Below are 18728 nucleotides of genomic sequence, written 5' to 3'. Positions count from 1 at the left end.
AAACCGGCAGAGGCTTGCGCAAGAGGCATTTCAACTGTTGCGTTTTCGCCCTTGGGCGCCGTTGACGGCGCCCAAGGGGTGGGGCTCACGCCCCAGTGCATATAGACAGTTACAGGCCTTCGAAGTTCGGCTTGCGCTTCTCGAGGAAGGCGGACATGCCTTCTTTTTGCGCCGGGGTGCCGAAGCCGGCGTGGAAATAGCGGCGCTCGTAGCGCACCGCTTCGGTCAGCGGCATCTGGTAAGCCTGGTTGACGCAATCCTTGATCTGCATTGCAACCGACACCGGCATGTCGGCGATGCCCTGGGCAACCTTGAGCGCTTCGTCCATCACGCTGTCCGCCGGGTACACGCGCGACACCAGGCCGGTGCGCTCGGCTTCGGCCGCGTCGATCATGCGGGTGGTCAGCAGCAGGTCCATGGCCTTGGCCTTGCCGATGGCGCGCGGCAGGCGCTGGGTGCCACCGGCGCCCGGGGTGACGCCCACCTTGATCTCGGGCTGGCCGAACTTGGCGCTATCGGCGGCGATCAGGAAGTCGCACATCATCGCCAGCTCGCAGCCGCCGCCCAGGCAATAGCCCGACACGACGCCGATCACCGGCTTGCGGATATCGAGGATGTGTTCCCAGTTGCGGCCGATGTAGTTGCCGGGATAGGTGTCGGCCGCATAGGTGTAGTTCGCCATCGCCGCGATATCCGCGCCGGCCGCAAAGACCTTTTCGCTGCCGGTCAGCACGATGACGTTCACCGCCGGGTCGGCGTCGAACTTGTGCAGGGCGTCGCCCAGCTCGTTCATCATGTTGTCGTTCAGCGCGTTCATCGCTTTCGGACGGTTCAGGCGGATGACGGCGACTTTTCCGTGCTGCTCGATCAGCAGGTCTGCGTATTGCATAAAACACCCCTTTGTAGAAATGACACGTAATCCGCGATTGTAGCGCGACTGCTATGATGTCCGGCTTGCCAAATCCACAGAGAGCCGCATGGGATTCCCCAGCCTGAGCCAGCTGCGTCACGATCCCTTATTGAAGGACGCCGATTTCCGCTGCTTCTGGCTAAGCTGCACGCTCAACCAGTTCGGCGGCCAGGTCACCGCGCTGGCCCTGCCCTTGTGTGCGGTGCTGCTGCTGCACGCCACGCCGGCCCAGATGGGTGTGCTCGCCGCCCTGCAGTCCCTGCCCTTTGCCATCTTCGGCCTGCCGGTGGGCGTGCTGCTGGAGCGCTGCCGCCGCCTGCCCATCCTGCGCCTGTCGCAATTCACGCAAGGGCTGGTGCTCGCCTCGGTGCCTCTTGCCTGGTGGCTGGGCTGGCTGAATATCTACTGGCTGTACCTGGTCGGCTTCGTGATGGGTATGGGCCTGGTGGTGGGCGGCAGCGCGGAACAGATCTTCACCACCTTCCTGGTCGGCCGCGAGCGCCTGATCGACGCCCAGACCCGCCTGACGGCGACCGAGTCGGCCGCCAAGCTGGCCGGCCCCGGCATCGCCGGCATCCTGGTCCAGCTGCTCACCGCGCCAGTGGCGATCGCCTGCGAAGCCGCCACCTTCCTGTTCTCGGTCGCCAACCTGCGCCGCATCCGCGCCAAGGAGCCGCAACCGGCGGCGCCCGGCGGCCATCCGCTGCACGACATGATCGATGGCCTGCGCTTCGTCTGGCGCCACGACCTGCTGCGCCAGCTGGCCTGGGCCTCCGGCTTCTGGCACCTGCTCTTTTACGGCTATACCGCGCTCCAGGTCCTGTACGCGACCCGCGTGCTCGGCATGCCGCCCGGCGTGCTGGGGGTGGCGCAAATGCTGGGCGGCGTTGGCATCCTGGTGGCGACCGTGGTCATCAAGCCGCTGACGACGCGCTTCGGCACCGGCGGCGTGATCGTGCTGGGCGCCGCGCTGACCGCGGTCACCTTCGCCCTGCTGCCGCTGCTGCCGCGCGACTGGCTGGGCATTCCGGTGCTGACGGCCGCCGCCTATGGTGGACTGGTGTTCCTGTTCGACGCCGGCGCGATGCTGTTCTTTATTCCCTACATCGCCTTGCGCCAGCGCGTGACGCCGGACGCATTCCTGGGACGGATGGTGTCGACCATGCGCTTCCTCACGGTGGCCACCGCCCCGCTGGGCGCGCTCGCCGCCGGCGCCGTGGCCGACCTGTACAGCGTGCGCACGGCGCTGGGCTGCATCGCGGCGGGCGCGATCGCGCTGACGGTGTGGATGGTGAGCTACACCACCCTGCGCCAGGTCAGAGACTAGGCGGGGCTGGCCGGGGCGCCGCGCGAGCGGAAGCCTTGCCAGGCGGCGGCCAGCGCTTCGAGGCGCGCCCGGATCCAGTTGCGGGTCCGGTAACGGGTGCGCTCGGCCAGCGTGCCGATCGCCACCACGGTCAGGACGGTGGCGCCGAGCACTTCGAAGAAGAACAGGTAGCCGGTCGGGTCGCCGTTGATGAGCGCGCCGTAGAACTGCACCAGCGGCTGGTGCAGGAGGTACAACGGGAAGGTGAAGCTGGCGGCCCAGCGGATCGGCTTTTCGAGGACCCGGAACGGCAGGGCGAAGCGATGGCCGATGCCGCGGAAGCCGATGAAGTTGGCCGCGACGATCAGTCCCAGCAGGTAGTCGGTGACGAAATAGCGCGAGTGGGCGATCAGCTCGAAGTACTTCGGACCGAGCATTTCCTTGCTGATGCCCTTGCCGACCTGGGTCATGCGCGCATCGCAGAACCAGATGAAGGCCAGCACCGAGCCGATGAACAGGATCCAGTACACCGGTTCGCCGAGCCGCTCGAGGCGCTTGTCGCGGTGGATCCAGACGCCCAGCATCCACACCGGGAACAGCAGCAGGATCTTGGGGCCGATCAGCAGGCAGGCGCCGAGCAGCAGGAGCACGCGGCGGCGTCCGCTGCAGAAAAAGGCGATCGCGAACAGCACGTAGTACCACATCTCGTAGCAGAGCGACCAGAACGGAATGTTCGAGAACAGCATGACCGCCTGGTTCCAGGACTGGTTCATGAAGAACATGCTGATCCCCATGCGCAGCAGCGCTCCGCCTTCGGTGGTCTTGCCGTCGGCGTAGAACTGGGGGCCGAACTGCTGCCCGATCATGTCCAGCACGGGAGTGAGCAGGATGGTGGGGATGACCAGCGGGTAGAACCGCGCGATGCGGCTGGACCAGTAATCGATGGGGGTGCGTTCGCGCGTGCTGGTGATATACGAGATCACGAAGCCGGACAGCACGAAGAAGATCACGACGGCTTCATGGCCGATCGTGTTGAGCGGGTGGCCCGGCGTCAGGTAGCGCAGGTCGGTGTGCAGCAGGACCACCAGCGAGGCAGCAAAAATGCGCAGCGCATCCAGGTAAATGGAGAATTCTTTTTGCATGGACAACCTCGCGATCTTGCTTCTTGTAAAAACAACATGAGAATGTTATCACGAAGATATTGCCTAACGTTTTTGCATACGCAAAAAAACCGGGACGCGACAACGTTCCGGTCCGGGCCGCTACCCGGTAGGCTTGGCGGCTTCGCCGCCGACGCGCCGAATCGCCAGCCTTTGCTGTCTTGTGCACGGGCCGGCGGACACCGGTTGAACGCGTCGGCGGCAGAGCCGCCGACCCTACGGCGCGCTTACGGAGCAGTTTTCGGCAACAGTACCCACAGCTGGCCCGGCTGCTTCATCAAGCCTGCGTTTTCCACCGCCTCCGGCCCGAAGCCGTAGAAGAAGTCGGCGCGCACCGCGCCGCGGATGGCGCCGCCCGTGTCCTGCCCCATCACCAGGCGCTGCAGGGTCGCGCCGTCCTTCGGGAAGGTGGTCGACAGCCAGATCGGCGCGCCCAGCGGCAGGATGGTCCGGTCGATCGCCACCGAGCGTCCCGGCGTGAGCGGCACGTTGAGCGAGCCGCGCGGCCCCACGTTCGGGTCGGTCACCTTCTCTTCGCGGAAGAAGATATAGCTGGGATTGACGTTGAACAGCTCCTGGCGGCGCTCCGGATTGGCGGCCAGCCAGGCGCGGATCGACTGCGCCGACACCTGGTCGGCCGTCATGATGCCCTGCTCCACGAACCAGCGGCCGATGGCCTTGTACGGATGGCCGTTCTGGTCGCCGTAGGCCACGCGCACGGTCTCGCCGCTGTCCAGCTGGACCCGGCCCGAGCCCTGCACCTCCAGGAAGAAGGCCTCGACCGGATCGTTCACCCATAGCAGTTCCTTGCCCGCCAGCGGCGCGCGTGCGATCTCGGCGCGGCTGCTGTAGGGGACCACGGTCTTGCCCTGCAGGCGGCCGCGCAGGCGCCGTCCCTTCAGGTCGGGATAGACGCTGCCCAGGTCGATCGTGAGCAGGTCGTCCGGCACGCGGTAGAGCGGGGTCTGGTAGGCGCCGCCGCGCTTGCGGGCGCCGTAGAGCATGGCCTCGTAGTAGCCGGTAATCATGCCGGTGTCGGTACCGTCCGGGTTGCGCACCATGTTCGGCACAAAATAGGCCTCGAAATAGGCGCGGATGGCGGCGCCGTCCTGGGCGTCGACCGGGCGCGCCGCCGCGCAGGGCGCGGACCAGTCGGCGCGCGAGGCCAGCACGCGGCAGGACTGCAGGAAGGCCGGCCAGGCCTGGCGCAGGTCGTCCTGCTGCCAGCCGGGCAGTACGCCGAAGTCGACCGGGGTCAAGGGCGGCGCAGGCGGCGGCGGCGCGGGAGGCTGCACCGGCGGCTGGGCCGGAGGAACCCCGACGGGCCCCACCGGCGGCGGCATCCGGATGTCCGGCTGGCCCGGCGGCGGCGTGGAGGGTTGCGGCGGGGCCGGCGGCTGCGGCGTGGTCGAGCAGGCGCCCAGGAAGGCGACGAGAGCAAGCGAAGCGGGTACACTGCGGCGTGTCGTAAGCATAAGGACCGATATGTGGATCTTGATGGTGGAAGCCGGCGTGGCGCTGTTCCTGCTCGTATTTATCGTCTGGTGGACGATGTTCGCCGGCCGGAAGGATGTGGACCGCGATAACAACATGAGCAGTCGCGATAACAGTCGCGACAGCGCCCGCGACAAGCCCGAACCCTGATCAATGCAGGGTGCGCGGCAGCGACAGCAGGAACTCGGGGATCGCGACCTCGAAACGGTGGCCGTCCTCGGCCACGCAGAAGTATTCGCCGCCCATCGAACCCTGCGGCGTGGCGAGCTGGGTCCCGCTCGAATATTCGAACTGTTCACCCGGCTGCAGCAGCGGCTGGTGGCCGACCACGCCGAGTCCCCGGACTTCCTGGATCTTGTTGTTGGCATCGGTGATCACCCAATGACGTGAGATCAGCTGCGCGGCGATGTCGCCCGTGTTCTTGATCGTAATCGTATACGCGAAGACGAAATGGTCCTTGTCCGGGTTGGACTGGTCCTCCAGGTATTGCGTTTTGACGGTGACGGCGAAATCGTAGACAGGCATGGGTTTTCCTTGCAGGGTGTTGGCCTGCCCGGCGGGCGCGGCCCGCCGGGCGGCGCTGTGTGGCGCAAACGACAATCATACCGCCTGGCGCCGATTCTGGTCGCCAGTGCGCTGCACCTTGCCATGGTGCAGCGTAAAATAGCGGATTCCCTTTAGCGCATTGCCATCATGACCACCTACCGCATCGCCCCCAGCATCCTGTCCGCCGATTTCGCCCGCCTGGGCGAGGAAGTGCGCAACGTCGTCGCCGCCGGCGCCGACATCATCCACTTCGACGTGATGGACAACCATTACGTCCCGAACCTGACCATCGGCCCGCTGGTCTGCCAGGCGATCCGCCCGCACGTGCAGGTGCCGATCGACGTGCACCTGATGGTCAAGCCGGTCGACCGCATCATCCCGGACTTCGCCAAGGCCGGCGCCAACATCATCACCTTCCACCCGGAAGCCTCGGAACACATCGACCGCACCCTGCAGCTGATCCGCGACAACGGCTGCAAGGCCGGCCTGGTGTTCAACCCGCACACCCCGCTGCACTACCTGGAACACGTGATGGACAAGATCGACATGATCCTGATCATGTCGGTCAACCCGGGCTTCGGCGGCCAGTCCTTCATTCCCCAGGCGCTCAAGAAGATCGCCATGGCGCGCCGCATGATCGACGAATCGGGCCGCGACATCATGCTGGAGGTCGACGGCGGCATCAAGGCCGAGAACATCGCCGAAGCCGCGGCGGCCGGCGCCGACACCTTCGTGGCCGGCTCGGCCATCTTCGGCAAGCCGGACTACAAGGCCGTGATCGACGCCATGCGCGCCGAACTGGCCAAAGTGGGCAACTGATGCGTAGCGGCGCAGCGGCGATCAAGGCCGCCATCATCGACCTGGACGGCACCATGCTCGACACGGTGCCCGACTTCGAAGCGGCCCTGAACGGCATGCGCGCCGAACTGGGCCTGGGTCCCATCACCCAGGCCGTCATCAAGCCCATGGTCGGCAAGGGTTCCGAGAAGCTGGTGCGCGACGCCCTGCTGCTCGACTGGATTGCTGAGCGCGTGGACGCCATCCACCCCGACGCGATGGCCGCCTACCAGCGCCACTACCTGGCGATCAACGGCGACCGCAGCACCCTGTTCGAGGGCGTGATCGAAGGTCTCGAAGCGATGCGTGCCGACGGTCTGCGCCTGGTCTGCGTCACCAACAAGCCGCTCGCCTTCACCCTGCCGCTGCTCGACCAGAAAGGCCTCGCGCCTTATTTCGAGCAGGTCTTCGGCGGCGATTCGTTCGCGAAGAAGAAGTCGGACCCCATGCCGATGCTGGGCGCGTGCGCCGCGCTCGACCTGGCGCCATCGACGGTGGTGGCGATCGGCGACTCGTCCAACGATGCGGAAAGCGCGCGCGCCGCGGGCTGTTATGTGCTCACCGTGCCATATGGTTATAACCACGGACGGCCTGTACAAGAAATTAATTCTGATGGTATAGTGAGTTCGCTGCTAGATGCGGCAGCCTTGATTCGTGCCCACAACCGCACAGCCACCTAACTTATCTATACATGTTTTTCACCAAAAAACACACTGTCAACCAGACCGGCGCCCTTGAGGCCTGGCTGTGGCGACGCTGGCAATCCTGGGCTAACTAACCCGTCTTGATTGCTGCCGGTTGCATTCGCGCTTTGCGCTGACCCCCGGCAGGTTTTTTGAAGTGCACCACCGCCCTCTTCCCTCACGGGCGGCCTGGAGAAGAACATGACCGAACTCGAATTCAAATCGCTGGCCAACCAGGGCTACAACCGCATTCCGCTCATCGCCGAGGCCTTCGCCGATCTCGAGACCCCGCTCACGCTCTACCTCAAGCTGGCCCAGTCCCAGAAGAACGGCAAGAACACCTTCCTGCTGGAGTCGGTCGTCGGCGGCGAGCGCTTCGGGCGCTTCTCCTTCATCGGCCTGCCGGCCCATACCCTGGTGCGCACCAGCGGCAACCTGACCGAGGTCGTCAAGCACGGCGAAGTGACCGAGACCTTCGACGGCAACCCGCTCGACTTCATCGAACAGTACCAGAGCCGCTTCAAGGTCGCGCTGCGCCCCGGCCTGCCGCGCTTCTGCGGCGGCCTGGCCGGCTATTTCGGCTACGACACCGTACGCCACATCGAGCGCAAGCTGGCGCACAGCTGCCCGCCGGACGAGCTGGGCCTGCCGGACATCCAGCTGATGCTCACCGAGGAACTGGCGGTGATCGACAACCTGTCGGGCAAGCTCTACCTGATCGTCTACGCCGATCCGGCCCAGCCGGAAGCCTATGCGAAAGCGCGCCAGCGCCTAAAGGATCTGCGCATGATGCTGCGCCGGAGCGTGGACGCGCCGGTGACCTCGAGCTCCGTGCGGACCGAAGCCGTGCGCGACTTCGGCAAGGAAGACTACCTGAAGGCGGTGGCCAAGGCCCACGAATACGTGATGGCCGGCGACCTGATGCAGGTGCAGATCGGCCAGCGCATCCGCAAGCCCTACGTGGATTCGCCGCTGTCGCTGTACCGCTCGCTGCGTTCGCTGAATCCCTCGCCCTACATGTACTACTACAACTTCGGCGACATGCAGATCGTCGGCGCCTCGCCGGAGATCCTGGTGCGCAATGAAGCCCTGGCGGAGGGCGGCAAGAAGGTCACCCTGCGCCCGATCGCCGGCACCCGCCCGCGCGGTTCGACGCCGGAGCGCGACGCCGAGCTGGCCGACGAGCTGCTGTCCGATCCGAAGGAAGTCGCCGAGCACGTGATGCTGATCGACCTGGCGCGCAACGACATCGGCCGCATCGCGCGGACCGGCAGCGTCAAGGTCACCGACCGCATGGTGATCGAGAAGTACTCGCACGTGCAGCACATCGTGTCCAACGTGGAAGGTGTGCTCAAGGACGGCATGTCGAACCTCGACGTGCTGCGCGCCACCTTCCCGGCCGGCACCCTGACCGGTGCGCCGAAGGTGCGCGCCATGGAAGTGATCGACGAGCTCGAGCCGGTCAAGCGCGGCATCTATGGCGGCGCCTGCGGCTACCTTTCTTTTGGGGGCGAGATGGACGTCGCGATCGCGATCCGCACCGGCGTGATCAAGGACGGCAACCTCTACGTGCAGGCCGCGGCCGGCATCGTGGCCGACTCCATTCCCGAGATGGAATGGCAGGAAACCGAGAACAAGGCGCGCGCGGTGCTGCGCGCGGCCGAACAGGTGCAAGACGGCCTGGATGGGGAGTTCTGACATGCTGCTCATGATCGACAACTACGATTCCTTCACCTACAACATCGTCCAGTATTTCGGCGAGCTCGGCGAAGAGGTGGTCACCGTGCGCAACGACGAGATCACGCTGGAGCAGATCGCGGCCATGCGGCCCGACCGCATCTGCATCTCGCCCGGGCCGAAGGCCCCCAAGGATGCCGGCCTGTCGCTCGACATCCTGCGCGAATTCAAGGGCAAGCTGCCGATCCTGGGCGTGTGCCTGGGACACCAGGCGATCGGCGAAGCCTTCGGCGGCAAGGTGATCCGCGCCAAGCAGGTCATGCACGGCAAGACTTCGCTCATCGCGCATACGGGCGAAGGCGTGTTCAAGGATTTGCCGACGCCGTTCACGGTGATCCGCTACCACTCGCTCGCCATTGAACGGTCCTCGCTGCCGGACTGCCTGGAAGTGACGGCCTGGACCGACGACGGCGAGATCATGGGCGTGCGGCACAAGGAGTACGACATCGAGGGGGTGCAATTCCATCCCGAGTCGATCCTGTCGGAGCATGGGCATACGCTGCTCAAGAATTTCCTGACGCGCTGATTCGAGCCACCAGCCCCTGAACCGTCGTTCCGGCGAAGGCCGGAACCCAAGTCCGCCGCGTTCCGCCTGCGTCAAACGTCGTCGCTGGGCACGCAAACTTGGATCCCGGCCTTCGCCGGGATGACGGGGTAAAGCAGACGTTCACTCTTAGAAAACTGGACCCGCCATGCCGATCACCCCCCAAGAAGCCCTGCTGCGCTGCATCGAACACCGCGAGATCTTCCACGACGAGATGCTGCACCTGTTCCGCCAGATCATGTCGGGCGAGATGTCCCCCACCATGATCGCGGCCCTGACCATGGGCCTGCGCGTGAAGAAGGAAACCATCGGCGAGATCACCGCCGCCGCCCAGGTGATGCGCGAATTCTCGACCAAGGTGCCGATGGCCGACACCACCAACCTGCTCGACATCGTCGGCACCGGCGGCGACGGCGCCAATACCTTCAACATCTCCAGCGCCTCGATGTTCGTGGCGGCCGCCGCCGGCGCGCGCATCGCCAAGCACGGCGGGCGCAGCGTGTCCTCGTCCTCGGGCAGCGCCGACGTGATCGAGGCCCTGGGGGCTCACATCGACCTGAAGCCCGAACAGATCGCCCAGTCGATCGCCCAGACCGGCATCGGCTTCATGTTCGCGCCCAATCACCACGCCGCCATGAAGTTCGCCGCCCCGGTGCGGCGCGAGATGGGCGTGCGCACCATCTTCAACATCCTGGGACCGCTCACCAATCCGGCCGGCGCGCCGAATATCCTGATGGGCGTGTTCCACCCCGACCTGGTCGGTATCCAGGTGCGCGTGCTGCAGCGCCTCGGCGCCCAGCATGCGATGGTGGTGTGGGGCCGCGACAACATGGACGAGGTCTCGCTCGGCGCCGGCACCCTAGTCGGTGAACTGATCGACGGCGAGATCCGCGAATACGAGATCCATCCAGAGGACTACGGCATGCAGATGATCTCCAGCCGCAACCTGAAGGTGGCCGACAAGACCGAATCGAAGGCGCGCGTGCTCGAAGCCCTGCGCGGCGAACCGGGCCCGGCGACCGACATCGTGGCCCTGAACACCGGCACCGCGCTGTACGCGGCGGGCGTCGCGCCCTCCATCGAGGCAGGCCTGGCCAAGGCGCGCGAAGCGATCGCTTCCGGCGCCGCCCTGGCCAAGCTCGAGCAGTTCGTGAGCGTGACGCGCCAGCTCGCCGGGGTGGCGTGATGGTCGGCATCCAGGACCTGGGCGTCTTCGTCGCCGCCGGCCTGATGCTCAACATCATGCCGGGACCGGACTCGCTCCTGATCATGACGCGCAGCGCCAGCCAGGGCTGGAAGGCCGGATCGGCCGCCGCGCTGGGCATCGGCGCCGGCACCTTCGTGCACATCTTCGCGGCGGCGCTCGGCATGTCGGCCGTGCTCGCGACCTCGGCCACCGCGTTCACCGTGGTCAAGCTGCTAGGTGCCGCCTACATCCTCTACATGGCCTATGGCCTGTTGCGCAGCAAGCCGCGCGACAGCTCGACGGCGGCGCCCGTGCTGCCGCCACTGCCCTACCGGAAGATCTTCGCGCAGGGCTTCCTGACCAATGTGCTGAACCCGAAGGTGGCCTTGTTCTTCCTCGCTTTCGTGCCCCAGTTCATCAGCCATGAGGCGCCGAGCAAGGCGCTGGCCTTCGTTGTCCTGGGCTGCATCTTCAACATCAACGGCATGCTGTGGTGCCACGCCCTGGCGCTGTTCACGGCCCAGGCCAGCGCCCGCCTCAAGCCGCCTGCCGCCGTCACCCTGTGGCTGAACCGCGCCACCGGCGGCCTGTTCATCTGGCTCGGCGTCAAGCTGGCGCTGTCGAAGCAACACTAAAGGTTTTTTCATGTCCGACATCCTGAACAAGATCCTGGCCGTCAAGGCCGACGAAGTCGCCGCCGCAAAAAAACAGCGCGACCTCCCCAGCCTGCGCCGCGAGGTCGAGAGCGACCTCGATGCGCGCCGCGCCCTGCGCGGTTTCGAGCGCAGCCTGCGCGCCAGGATCGGCGCCGGCCACGCCGGCGTGATCGCCGAAGTCAAGAAAGCCTCGCCCTCGAAAGGCGTGCTGCGCCCGGACTTCCAGCCGGCCGCGATCGCCCGGAGCTATGCCGAACATGGCGCGGCCTGCCTGTCGGTGCTGACCGACCTGCAGTTCTTCCAGGGCTCGCCCGACTACCTGCGCCAGGCGCGCGCTGCCTGCGCTCTGCCGGTGCTGCGCAAGGATTTCATGGTCGACCTCTACCAGGTGTACGAGGCGCGCGCCATGGGCGCCGATGCGATCCTGCTGATCGTCTCGGCCCTCGACCACGGCCTGATGGCGGAACTGGAAGCTTGCGCGCTGGAACTGGGCATGGACGTGCTGGTGGAAGTGCACGACGGCGCGGAACTGGATGCGGCCCTGAAGCTGCGCACCCCGCTGGTGGGCATCAACAACCGCAACCTGCGTACCTTCGAGGTCACGCTCGACACCACCCTCGGCCTGCTCGACCGCATTCCGCCAGACCGCCTGGTGGTGACCGAATCGGGCATCCTCGGCCCAAGCGACGTGGCGCGCATGCGCGCGGCGAACGTGCACGCCTTCCTGGTCGGCGAGGCCTTCATGCGCGCCGCCGATCCGGGCGCGGAACTGGAACGCCTGTTCCGCTGACCCTTCCGCGGCGGCGCCCGCCGCCCTGCCGCTTCACGAACGAACACCCGCCGCGGTCATTGCCGGACCGCAGCTTTTCGTCGACATCCAGCAAAAAAGTAAAAAAAAGAAGCACTTGGCGCGTCGCCCTGACAATATTAGTGCGGAATCAACTAGACTGGCGCCTTCACCATTGAGGCCGCACCGCCATGAACGACCGCGCCAACGAGCAATCCACGCCGACCGAAGGAAATGCCCCGCCGAGCCATCTCCATTTTCCCGTGGTCGGCATCGGCGCGTCCGCCGGGGGCCTGCCTGCGCTCATACGCCTGTTCGAGCACACGCTGCAAGCACGGGCATGGCCATCGTCGTGATCCTGCACCTGTCCCCCAAGCACGAGAGTTCGGCCGACAATGTGTTGCAGCGGGCGACCAGGATGCCGGTGCTCCAGGTCACCGACCCGGTACGGCTCGAACCCGACCATGTCTATGTCATCGCTCCCAACGTGCAGCTGTCGATGGTCGACGGCATGCTGAGCGTTTCCGAGCTCAAGCGCCCGCGTGGAGGCCATATCGCCATCGATGTGTTCTTCCGCACCCTGGCCGAAGTCCACCGCGAGCGTGCGGTGGCGGTGGTCCTGTCTGGAACCGGCTCGGATGGCGCGGTCGGGATCACCCGGATCAAGGAACAGGGCGGCGTCACGCTGGCGCAAAGCCCGGAGGACGCCGAGCACGAAGGGATGCCGGCGGCGGCGATCCGCACCGGCATGGTCGACTTCGTCCTGCCCCTGATTGACATTCCGCAGAAACTGATCGAACTGTGGGACAACGCGCGCATCATCGAGCTGCCGCCTGCGGGCGACGGCGAGGACCTGGTCGCGCTTCCGCCCGAGCCGGAGGCGGCCGACCTGGCCGAGGCCGCCCTGCAGAACATCGTCCGCATCCTCCTGACCAATACCGGCCACGATTTCAGGCAATACAAGCGCGCCACCGTGCTGCGGCGCATCGAACGGCGCCTGCAGGTGCGGGCCGTGCATACCCTGCCGGAATACTGCGAGCTGCTGGAATCCGATCCGCGCGAGCATGCCGCCCTGCTCGACGACATGCTCATCGGCGTGACCAATTTCTTCCGCGACCGCGAAGCCTTCGAAGCGGTCGAGCGCGACATCATTCCCGAGCTGTTCAAGGACAAGCTGCCCACCGACGAGGTCAGGGTCTGGGTCGCGGCCTGCTCGAGCGGCGAGGAAGCCTATTCGATGGCGATGCTGCTGGCCGACCACAGCGCCGAGCAGCAGGCGGCGCCGCCCTTCCAGGTGTTCGCCTCGGACATCGACGAGCACGCCATCGCACAGGCCCGCAGCGGCGTCTATCCCGCCTCGATCATCACCGACGTGGCGCCGGTCCGGCTGCGCATTTCACCAAGGACGGCGACCGCTACCGGATCCGCAAGGCCATCCGCGACCGCATCCTGTTCGCCTCGCACAATGTGCTGCGCGATCCGCCCTTCTCGCGGCTCGACATGGTTTCCTGCCGCAACCTGCTGATCTACCTGAACCGCGACGTACAGGCCCGGGTGCTGGAGGTGTTTCATTTCGCGCTCAAGCCGGGCGGCTACCTGTTCCTGGGCAGTTCCGAGTCGGCCGAGTCGCTGTCGGACTTCTTCATCCCGGTCGACAAGAAGAACCGCATCTACCGCGCCCGTCCGACCGCGCGCAGCGTCGCCTACGGCGGCGCCGTGCCGGGAAGCGCCGCCCGCCTGCCCCAGCCGGGCGTGTCCCAGCCCGTGCGCCGCCAGTTCTCCTACGCCGAAGTGCACCAGCGCGCGCTGGCCCAGTACTCGCCGCCTTCGCTGGTGATCGACCGCGAGGGCAACGTGGTCCATATGTCCCAGGACGCCGGCAAGTTCCTGCGCCTCGGCGGCGGCGAACTCTCGCGCAATGTGCTGTCGCTGGTGCTGCCCGAACTGCGGCTGGAACTGCGCAGCGCGCTGTACCAGTCCCAGCAGACCCACGACAAGGTGCACTGCCGCCATATCGCCGTCAGCCTGCCCGACCGGAAGCTCATGGTCGCCATGAAGGTCCTGTCTTATCGGGACGAAGAAAGCGCCGAAGATTTCACCCTGCTCCTGTTCGGCGAAGTGGCGCCCGACCTGGTGATCGTGCCGCCCGAGGGCCTGCCCAGCGGCAGCGACGCCGTCCTGTTCCAGCTCGAGGCGGAGTTGCAGCGCAAGAAGGAACAGCTGCAGGAAACCATCGAATACGCCGAGATCTCCACCGAGGAGCTGCGCGCCTCCAACGAAGAGCTGCAGGCCATCAACGAAGAGCTGCGCTCGGCCACCGAGGAACTGGAAACCAGCAAGGAAGAACTGCAGTCCGTCAACGAAGAGCTGATCACGGTGAATTACGAGCTCAAGGTCAAGGTCGAGGAAACGGGCAAGGCCAACGACGACCTGAACAACCTGATCGCCTCGACCGACATCGCCACCATCTTCGTCGACAGCAGCCTGCGCATCAAGCGCTTCACGCCGCGCGCCACCGACATCTTCAGCATCATCCCCAGCGATATCGGCCGCTCGCTGCTGGACCTGACCCACACGCTCGACTACGACCAGCTGGCGGAAGACGTCAGCCACACCTTCGACACCCTGCGCCTGGTGGAACGCGAAGTGCGCAGCAACGACGGCCATTACTACATCGTGCGCCTGCTGCCCTACCGCACCGTGGAAGACCGGATCGAAGGCGCGGTGATGACCTTCTTCGACATCAGCGCGCGCCGCCAGGCCGAGGAACATGCGCGCGCCACCGACGCGCGCATGCGCCTGGTGGCCGAAAGCACCAATGACTACGCGATCGTCACGACCGACGCCGCCGGCCGCGTCACCAGCTGGAACAAGGGCGCGATGCGCATCTTCGGCTACAGCGAAACCGAGATGCTGGGCAGCCTGCTCGACCGCCTGTTCACGCCCGAGGACCTGGAACGGGGTGCGCCCGACGAGGAAATGCGACGCGCGCGCGAGGAAGGCCGCTCCGAGGACGAGCGCTGGCATGTGCGCAAGGACGGCAGCCGCTTCTTCGCCAGCGGCGTCACCACGCCGCTGGGACCGGCGGCGGCCTACGGCTATGCCAAGATCGCACGCGACCAGACCGCCCGCGTGCGCCAGGACAGCGAACGCGACGAAGCGCTCAGCCACGAGCACGAGGAGCGCCGCAACGCCCAGAACAATGCTGCGATGAAGGACGAGTTCCTGGCCATCATGTCGCACGAGCTGCGCCAGCCGCTCAACATGATCAATATTAATGTCGAGCTGCTTTCACGGGTGCCCGAGGTGCGCGCCTCCGCCACCGCGATGCGCTGCGCCGGCACGATCCGCAGCTCGGTCATCAGCCAGGCCAAGATCATCGAAGATCTGCTCGACATGTCGCGCGTGCGCACCGGCAAGCTGAGCTTGTCGGTGGCGGCGGTGGACATGAACAAGCTGGTCGGCACCATCGTCGACGTGGCGCGCGCCGATCCCATGTCGCACGAACTCGAGATCAGCTTCCGCGGCACCGACGAGGACATGACGGTGATGGCGGACGCCGTGCGCATGGAGCAGGTGGTCATGAACCTGCTCAGCAATGCGCTCAAGTTCACGCCGGCGGGCGGCAGGATCGATGTCCGCCTCGGTCGCGAAGACCACCACTTGCGCCTCGACGTGGCCGACAGCGGCCAGGGGATCGCGGCCGCCAACCTCGACAAGATCTTCGAGATGTTCGGCCAGCCGAATTCCGTGACGACCCGCTCGAAAGGCGGCCTCGGCATCGGCCTGGCGCTGGTGCGCGAGCTGGTGATCCTGCACGGCGGGCGCATCGAAGCGACTTCCGCCGGCATCGGCAAGGGCGCCTGCTTCTCGGTCTGGCTGCCGCTGATGGAACAGGCGCGCAAGACTGCCGACGATGCGCAGCAAGAAGCGCGCGCCGGCATCGATGGACTGCGCATCATGCTGGTCGACGACATGGAAGACGCGGTCCAGGTCATGCAGGCGCTGCTCGAGATGCAGGGCGCGGTGGTGCTGACCGCCACCAGTGCGCGCGCGGCGCTCGAGATCATGCGGCGCGAGCCGGTCGACCTCTTGATCTCCGATATTTCGATGCCGGAAATGGACGGCTACGCCCTGCTGCGCGAGGCGCGCGCCCTGCCGCAGTATGCCGAGCTGGCGGCGGTGGCCGTCACCGGCCTCGGACGCGAACAGGACATCGCCCATGCGCGCGAAGCCGGCTTCGCCGCGCACCTGGGCAAGCCCTTGTCGGTCGACCGCCTGCTGGCGATCATTCCCGAACTGCTCAAGCGCAAGGCGCAGTAGACCCCGCGCCGGCGCTGCTGCAGCGTGCGCAGAAGCGCCGGTTGCGGATGTGGGCGCTGAGCAGCAGCACGCCGCTCAGCACGGCGCCGGCCGCTTCGGCCAGTTCGCCGTAGACCGGGCTGAGGATGAACACGGCGGCCAGGAAGCTGGCCAGGCCGAGTGCGCCCAGCACCAGCACCGCCAGGTCGCGGTGGCGCAGGTAGCCGGGCAGCAGCGACAGCAGGACCGGGATGCTGACCGCGGCCAGGATGCTGTCGTGGAAGGCATCGTGTTCGTGCGCCAGCCCCAGCATGGGGAAGGCCGCCATCAGCAGCGGCATCGCCAGGCAGTGCAGCAGGCAGAGGGCGGACGCCGTCATGCCCGCGTAGTCGCCGAACCTGATCAAGCTTTTCATGTGCCTTTCCCGGTTGTCGAACGGTGCGCCGATCAGAAGATCAGGCGCAGGCCGGCGGTCAGGTTGCGGCCGGTGAGCGGCGCCACTTCCTTGATGAAGGAGGTGTGGCTCAGCGCCAGTTCGTCGGTCACGTTGTTGATGCGCGCGTAGAACTGGGCCGGGATGCCCCCGATGCGGGTGGTGTAGTGCGTTCCCAGGTTGAGCATGTTGTAGCCCGGCGTCGCGCTTTCGAAGTCGGCCACCTTGTCCTGCTTGCTGACGCGGTAGAACTCGACCAGGCCGTGCCAGTGCTTCCACTCGCCGTCCAGCTTCACGCCCACGCGGTGCGCCGGGATGCGCGGCAGGTTGCCGCCCGCTTCGAACTTGGCGCGCACGTAGTCGCCGAACACGGTCGCGCTCAGCAGCGGCGAGAACTTGTGGCGCAGCTCCCCTTCCAGGCCGGTGAAGGTGGCGTCGCGCTGGCCGTACTCGATCAGCTGGAAGCCCTCGACGTCGTCCAGGGTGTGGGCGTAGATATAGTCCTTGATGCGGTTGCGGAAGGCGCTCACCGAGAAGGTGGTGTCGCCGTTGAACTTGCGCAGGGTCAGGTCGACGTTGTTCGAGGTTTCCTTCTTCAGGTTTTGGTTGCCGAGCTCGTAGGTGCTGGTCGCCAGGTGCACGCCGTCCGCGTACAGCTCCTCGGCGGTGGGCAGGCGGTGGCTGCGCGACAGCGAACTGCGCAGCGAATAGTCCGGCGCCAGCTTCCACACGGCGCCGACCGAGACCGAGGTGCCCTTGGCGTCGTTGTCACGCAATGCGCCGGCGACGTCGATGTCCTGCCATTCGTGGCGCGCGGCGGCCTCGAAGCGCCAGGCGTCGAGCTTGTATTCCTCGGTCACGAACACCGCATGTTTTTTCGTGACGCTGGACGGCACATAGGCTTCGTCGCCCAGGGCGCTGAAGTCGCGCTTGGTTGTCTGGGCGCCGAGCACGCCGCGCCAGCCGCCGAGTGGCGCGTGCACGGCTTCGACGCGCAGGTCGCGGCCCTTGTTCTTGAACGAGGTGGCCACCGCGCCGCCTTCCAGCTCGTCGTGCTGGTAGTCGGTGAGCGAGGCGCGCAGGCGGATCTTGTCGATGCCGGCCACCGGATTGCGGTATTCGCCGCGGATGTCCCAGCGGTCGCTGTTCATGCGCACCACCGGGACGTCGTCCGCGCCGTGTTCGTGCTCGTGGTCGTGATCCCCGCCCTCTTCGCCTTCGTGATCGTCGTGACCGCCGCAGTGCAGGTGGTCGCCGTGCGGATGGCAGCTTTCGAATTCATGGCCGTGGCCGGGGATGCCGTATTCGGTGCGTTCCTTGGTGTACGCCGCGCCGATGAAGCCGCGTTCGCCGATCCAGGACAGGCCGACGGTGCCGCTTTCGGTGTTCTTGAAGCTGCCGCCGACGCGGTGGCCTTCCACCCAGTCGCTGCCCACGCGGTAGGGGTCGGCGTCGCGCTTGACGCCTTCGGCGTGCACGGCGATGTTGCCGGCGCCGCTGGTCACCTCGAAGGCGCCGGTGCGTTCGTGCGCGGCAGAATTCCCGCGCAGCTCCATGCTGCCCTCGACCAGCTTGGACGGCATCACGGTCGGGATCTTGCGGTCGAGGATGTTCACCACGCCGCCCACCGCGCCGCCGCCATAGGCCAGGGCCGAGGGGCCGCGCAGCACTTCGATGCGCTCGGCCAGCACGGGTTCAAACGCAATGGCGTGGTCGGGGCTGATGGTGGAGGCGTCCTGGACTTCGGCGCCGTCCGACAGGATCTTCACGCGCGGGCCGTCCATGCCGCGGATCACCGGACGGCTGGCGCCGGCGCCGAAGTGGCTGGAGGTGATGCCCGGCTGGTTGGCCAGGGTCTCGCCCAGGGTCGATTCGCGGGCGCGCACCAGTTCGCTGCCGCCGAGCGAGTTCACCGGGGTGATCATGTCGTCTCCCACCACGCCGAGCGCGCTGGCCGACACCACCACGGTCGGCACACTGTCCGGATCCTTGGCCTGCAGGCGGCTCTGGGCCGACTGGGCCTGGGCCGCCAGGGGGGCACCGAAGGCCAGCATCAGGGCAAGGGTGAGCGGAGTGCGCTTGCAGGTGAGGACAGGCATGAGACAATTCCTTGTTTATTGAACACGATGGCCGGCGCGAGAAATGGA

15 protein-coding genes and 1 pseudogene are annotated in these 18728 nt (G+C 66.3%); 10 read left to right on the top strand and 6 right to left on the bottom strand.

What is annotated here, in order from left to right; translation table 11 throughout:
- Positions 1–109: 109 nt before the first annotated feature.
- Positions 110–889: an enoyl-CoA hydratase gene (locus KBW98_RS15680; RefSeq protein WP_211521087.1), complete on the bottom strand. Its 780-nt coding sequence runs from the start codon at positions 887–889 to the stop codon at positions 110–112.
- Between the two features lie 88 nt (positions 890–977).
- On the opposite strand from KBW98_RS15680, the gene KBW98_RS15675 reads away from it, so the two are divergent.
- Positions 978–2237, top strand: a complete 1260-nt coding sequence (locus KBW98_RS15675; protein WP_211521086.1) for an MFS transporter — start codon at positions 978–980, stop codon at positions 2235–2237.
- Here the strand turns inward: KBW98_RS15675 and KBW98_RS15670 are convergent.
- Positions 2234–3358 (bottom strand): acyltransferase, encoded by a 1125-nt coding sequence (locus KBW98_RS15670; RefSeq protein WP_211521085.1) that lies wholly within the window; start codon positions 3356–3358, stop codon positions 2234–2236. The two genes, KBW98_RS15675 and KBW98_RS15670, sit on opposite strands and share 4 nt — an antisense overlap.
- Before the next feature lie 245 nt (positions 3359–3603).
- Positions 3604–4851, bottom strand: a complete 1248-nt coding sequence (locus tag KBW98_RS15665; protein WP_211521084.1) for a murein transglycosylase A — start codon at positions 4849–4851, stop codon at positions 3604–3606.
- 10 nt (positions 4852–4861) lie between these two features.
- Between KBW98_RS15665 and KBW98_RS15660 the strand changes: the two genes are divergently transcribed.
- Complete coding sequence (locus KBW98_RS15660) at positions 4862–5020, top strand: hypothetical protein (protein ID WP_211521088.1); 159 nt, start codon at positions 4862–4864, stop codon at positions 5018–5020.
- Here KBW98_RS15660 and apaG read toward each other — a convergent pair whose 3' ends face one another.
- On the bottom strand, positions 5021–5395 hold the full coding sequence (gene apaG / locus KBW98_RS15655) for a Co2+/Mg2+ efflux protein ApaG (protein ID WP_211521083.1): 375 nt from the start codon (positions 5393–5395) through the stop codon (positions 5021–5023).
- A 168-nt stretch (positions 5396–5563) separates the two neighbouring features.
- Between apaG and rpe the strand changes: the two genes are divergently transcribed.
- The 8 genes and pseudogenes from rpe to KBW98_RS15615 all read left to right on the top strand — a co-directional run bounded on the left by rpe (position 5564) and on the right by KBW98_RS15615 (position 16169).
- A complete protein-coding gene (rpe, locus tag KBW98_RS15650) occupies positions 5564–6235 on the top strand; it encodes a ribulose-phosphate 3-epimerase (RefSeq protein WP_211521082.1) in 672 nt (223 codons plus the stop codon).
- On the top strand, positions 6235–6933 hold the full coding sequence (gene gph / locus KBW98_RS15645; protein ID WP_211521081.1) for a phosphoglycolate phosphatase: 699 nt from the start codon (positions 6235–6237) through the stop codon (positions 6931–6933). The genes rpe and gph overlap by 1 nt, the downstream gene beginning before the upstream one ends.
- 204 nt (positions 6934–7137) lie before the next feature.
- Positions 7138–8634 carry an anthranilate synthase component I gene (gene trpE, locus KBW98_RS15640; protein ID WP_211521080.1) on the top strand — a complete coding sequence of 499 codons (1497 nt, stop codon included), beginning with the start codon at positions 7138–7140 and terminating at the stop codon, positions 8632–8634.
- A 1-nt stretch (position 8635) separates the two neighbouring features.
- On the top strand, positions 8636–9199 hold the full coding sequence (locus tag KBW98_RS15635) for an aminodeoxychorismate/anthranilate synthase component II (RefSeq protein ID WP_211521079.1): 564 nt from the start codon (positions 8636–8638) through the stop codon (positions 9197–9199).
- 166 nt (positions 9200–9365) lie between these two features.
- Complete coding sequence (gene trpD, locus KBW98_RS15630) at positions 9366–10403, top strand: anthranilate phosphoribosyltransferase (RefSeq protein WP_211521078.1); 1038 nt, start codon at positions 9366–9368, stop codon at positions 10401–10403.
- Positions 10403–11038, top strand: coding sequence for a LysE family translocator (locus KBW98_RS15625; RefSeq protein ID WP_211521077.1), 636 nt, complete (start codon positions 10403–10405; stop codon positions 11036–11038). The genes trpD and KBW98_RS15625 overlap by 1 nt, the downstream gene beginning before the upstream one ends.
- A 10-nt stretch (positions 11039–11048) precedes the next feature.
- Positions 11049–11849 carry an indole-3-glycerol phosphate synthase TrpC gene (gene trpC, locus KBW98_RS15620; RefSeq protein ID WP_211521076.1) on the top strand — a complete coding sequence of 267 codons (801 nt, stop codon included), beginning with the start codon at positions 11049–11051 and terminating at the stop codon, positions 11847–11849.
- Positions 11850–12037: 188 nt separating this feature from the next.
- Positions 12038–16169: pseudogene (locus tag KBW98_RS15615) on the top strand (CheR family methyltransferase).
- On the opposite strand, the gene KBW98_RS15610 reads toward KBW98_RS15615, so the two are convergent.
- Positions 16150–16563 carry a MerC domain-containing protein gene (locus KBW98_RS15610; RefSeq protein ID WP_211521075.1) on the bottom strand — a complete coding sequence of 138 codons (414 nt, stop codon included), beginning with the start codon at positions 16561–16563 and terminating at the stop codon, positions 16150–16152. The pseudogene KBW98_RS15615 and the gene KBW98_RS15610 overlap by 20 nt on opposite strands.
- A 32-nt stretch (positions 16564–16595) precedes the next feature.
- Positions 16596–18680, bottom strand: a complete 2085-nt coding sequence (locus KBW98_RS15605) for a TonB-dependent receptor domain-containing protein (protein WP_211521074.1) — start codon at positions 18678–18680, stop codon at positions 16596–16598.
- Positions 18681–18728: the final 48 nt, after the last annotated feature.

Source organism: Massilia sp. ST3 (assembly GCF_018119405.1).
Lineage (GTDB): Bacteria > Pseudomonadota > Gammaproteobacteria > Burkholderiales > Burkholderiaceae_D > Telluria.
The sequence above is the reverse complement of the archived record's forward strand: the minus strand, read 5'-3'. Positions and strand labels throughout refer to the sequence as shown.

Coding starts and splice junctions, on each gene's coding strand:
- KBW98_RS15670 (WP_211521085.1), bottom strand. CDS start 3,358: ATGCAAAAAGAATTCTCCATTTACCTGGATGCGCTGCGCATTTTTGCT.
- trpD (WP_211521078.1), top strand. CDS start 9,366: ATGCCGATCACCCCCCAAGAAGCCCTGCTGCGCTGCATCGAACACCGC.
- KBW98_RS15665 (WP_211521084.1), bottom strand. CDS start 4,851: ATGCTTACGACACGCCGCAGTGTACCCGCTTCGCTTGCTCTCGTCGCC.
- KBW98_RS15660 (WP_211521088.1), top strand. CDS start 4,862: ATGTGGATCTTGATGGTGGAAGCCGGCGTGGCGCTGTTCCTGCTCGTA.
- apaG (WP_211521083.1), bottom strand. CDS start 5,395: ATGCCTGTCTACGATTTCGCCGTCACCGTCAAAACGCAATACCTGGAG.
- KBW98_RS15675 (WP_211521086.1), top strand. CDS start 978: ATGGGATTCCCCAGCCTGAGCCAGCTGCGTCACGATCCCTTATTGAAG.
- trpC (WP_211521076.1), top strand. CDS start 11,049: ATGTCCGACATCCTGAACAAGATCCTGGCCGTCAAGGCCGACGAAGTC.
- KBW98_RS15610 (WP_211521075.1), bottom strand. CDS start 16,563: ATGAAAAGCTTGATCAGGTTCGGCGACTACGCGGGCATGACGGCGTCC.
- KBW98_RS15625 (WP_211521077.1), top strand. CDS start 10,403: ATGGTCGGCATCCAGGACCTGGGCGTCTTCGTCGCCGCCGGCCTGATG.
- KBW98_RS15605 (WP_211521074.1), bottom strand. CDS start 18,680: ATGCCTGTCCTCACCTGCAAGCGCACTCCGCTCACCCTTGCCCTGATG.
- KBW98_RS15680 (WP_211521087.1), bottom strand. CDS start 889: ATGCAATACGCAGACCTGCTGATCGAGCAGCACGGAAAAGTCGCCGTC.
- gph (WP_211521081.1), top strand. CDS start 6,235: ATGCGTAGCGGCGCAGCGGCGATCAAGGCCGCCATCATCGACCTGGAC.
- KBW98_RS15635 (WP_211521079.1), top strand. CDS start 8,636: ATGCTGCTCATGATCGACAACTACGATTCCTTCACCTACAACATCGTC.
- rpe (WP_211521082.1), top strand. CDS start 5,564: ATGACCACCTACCGCATCGCCCCCAGCATCCTGTCCGCCGATTTCGCC.
- trpE (WP_211521080.1), top strand. CDS start 7,138: ATGACCGAACTCGAATTCAAATCGCTGGCCAACCAGGGCTACAACCGC.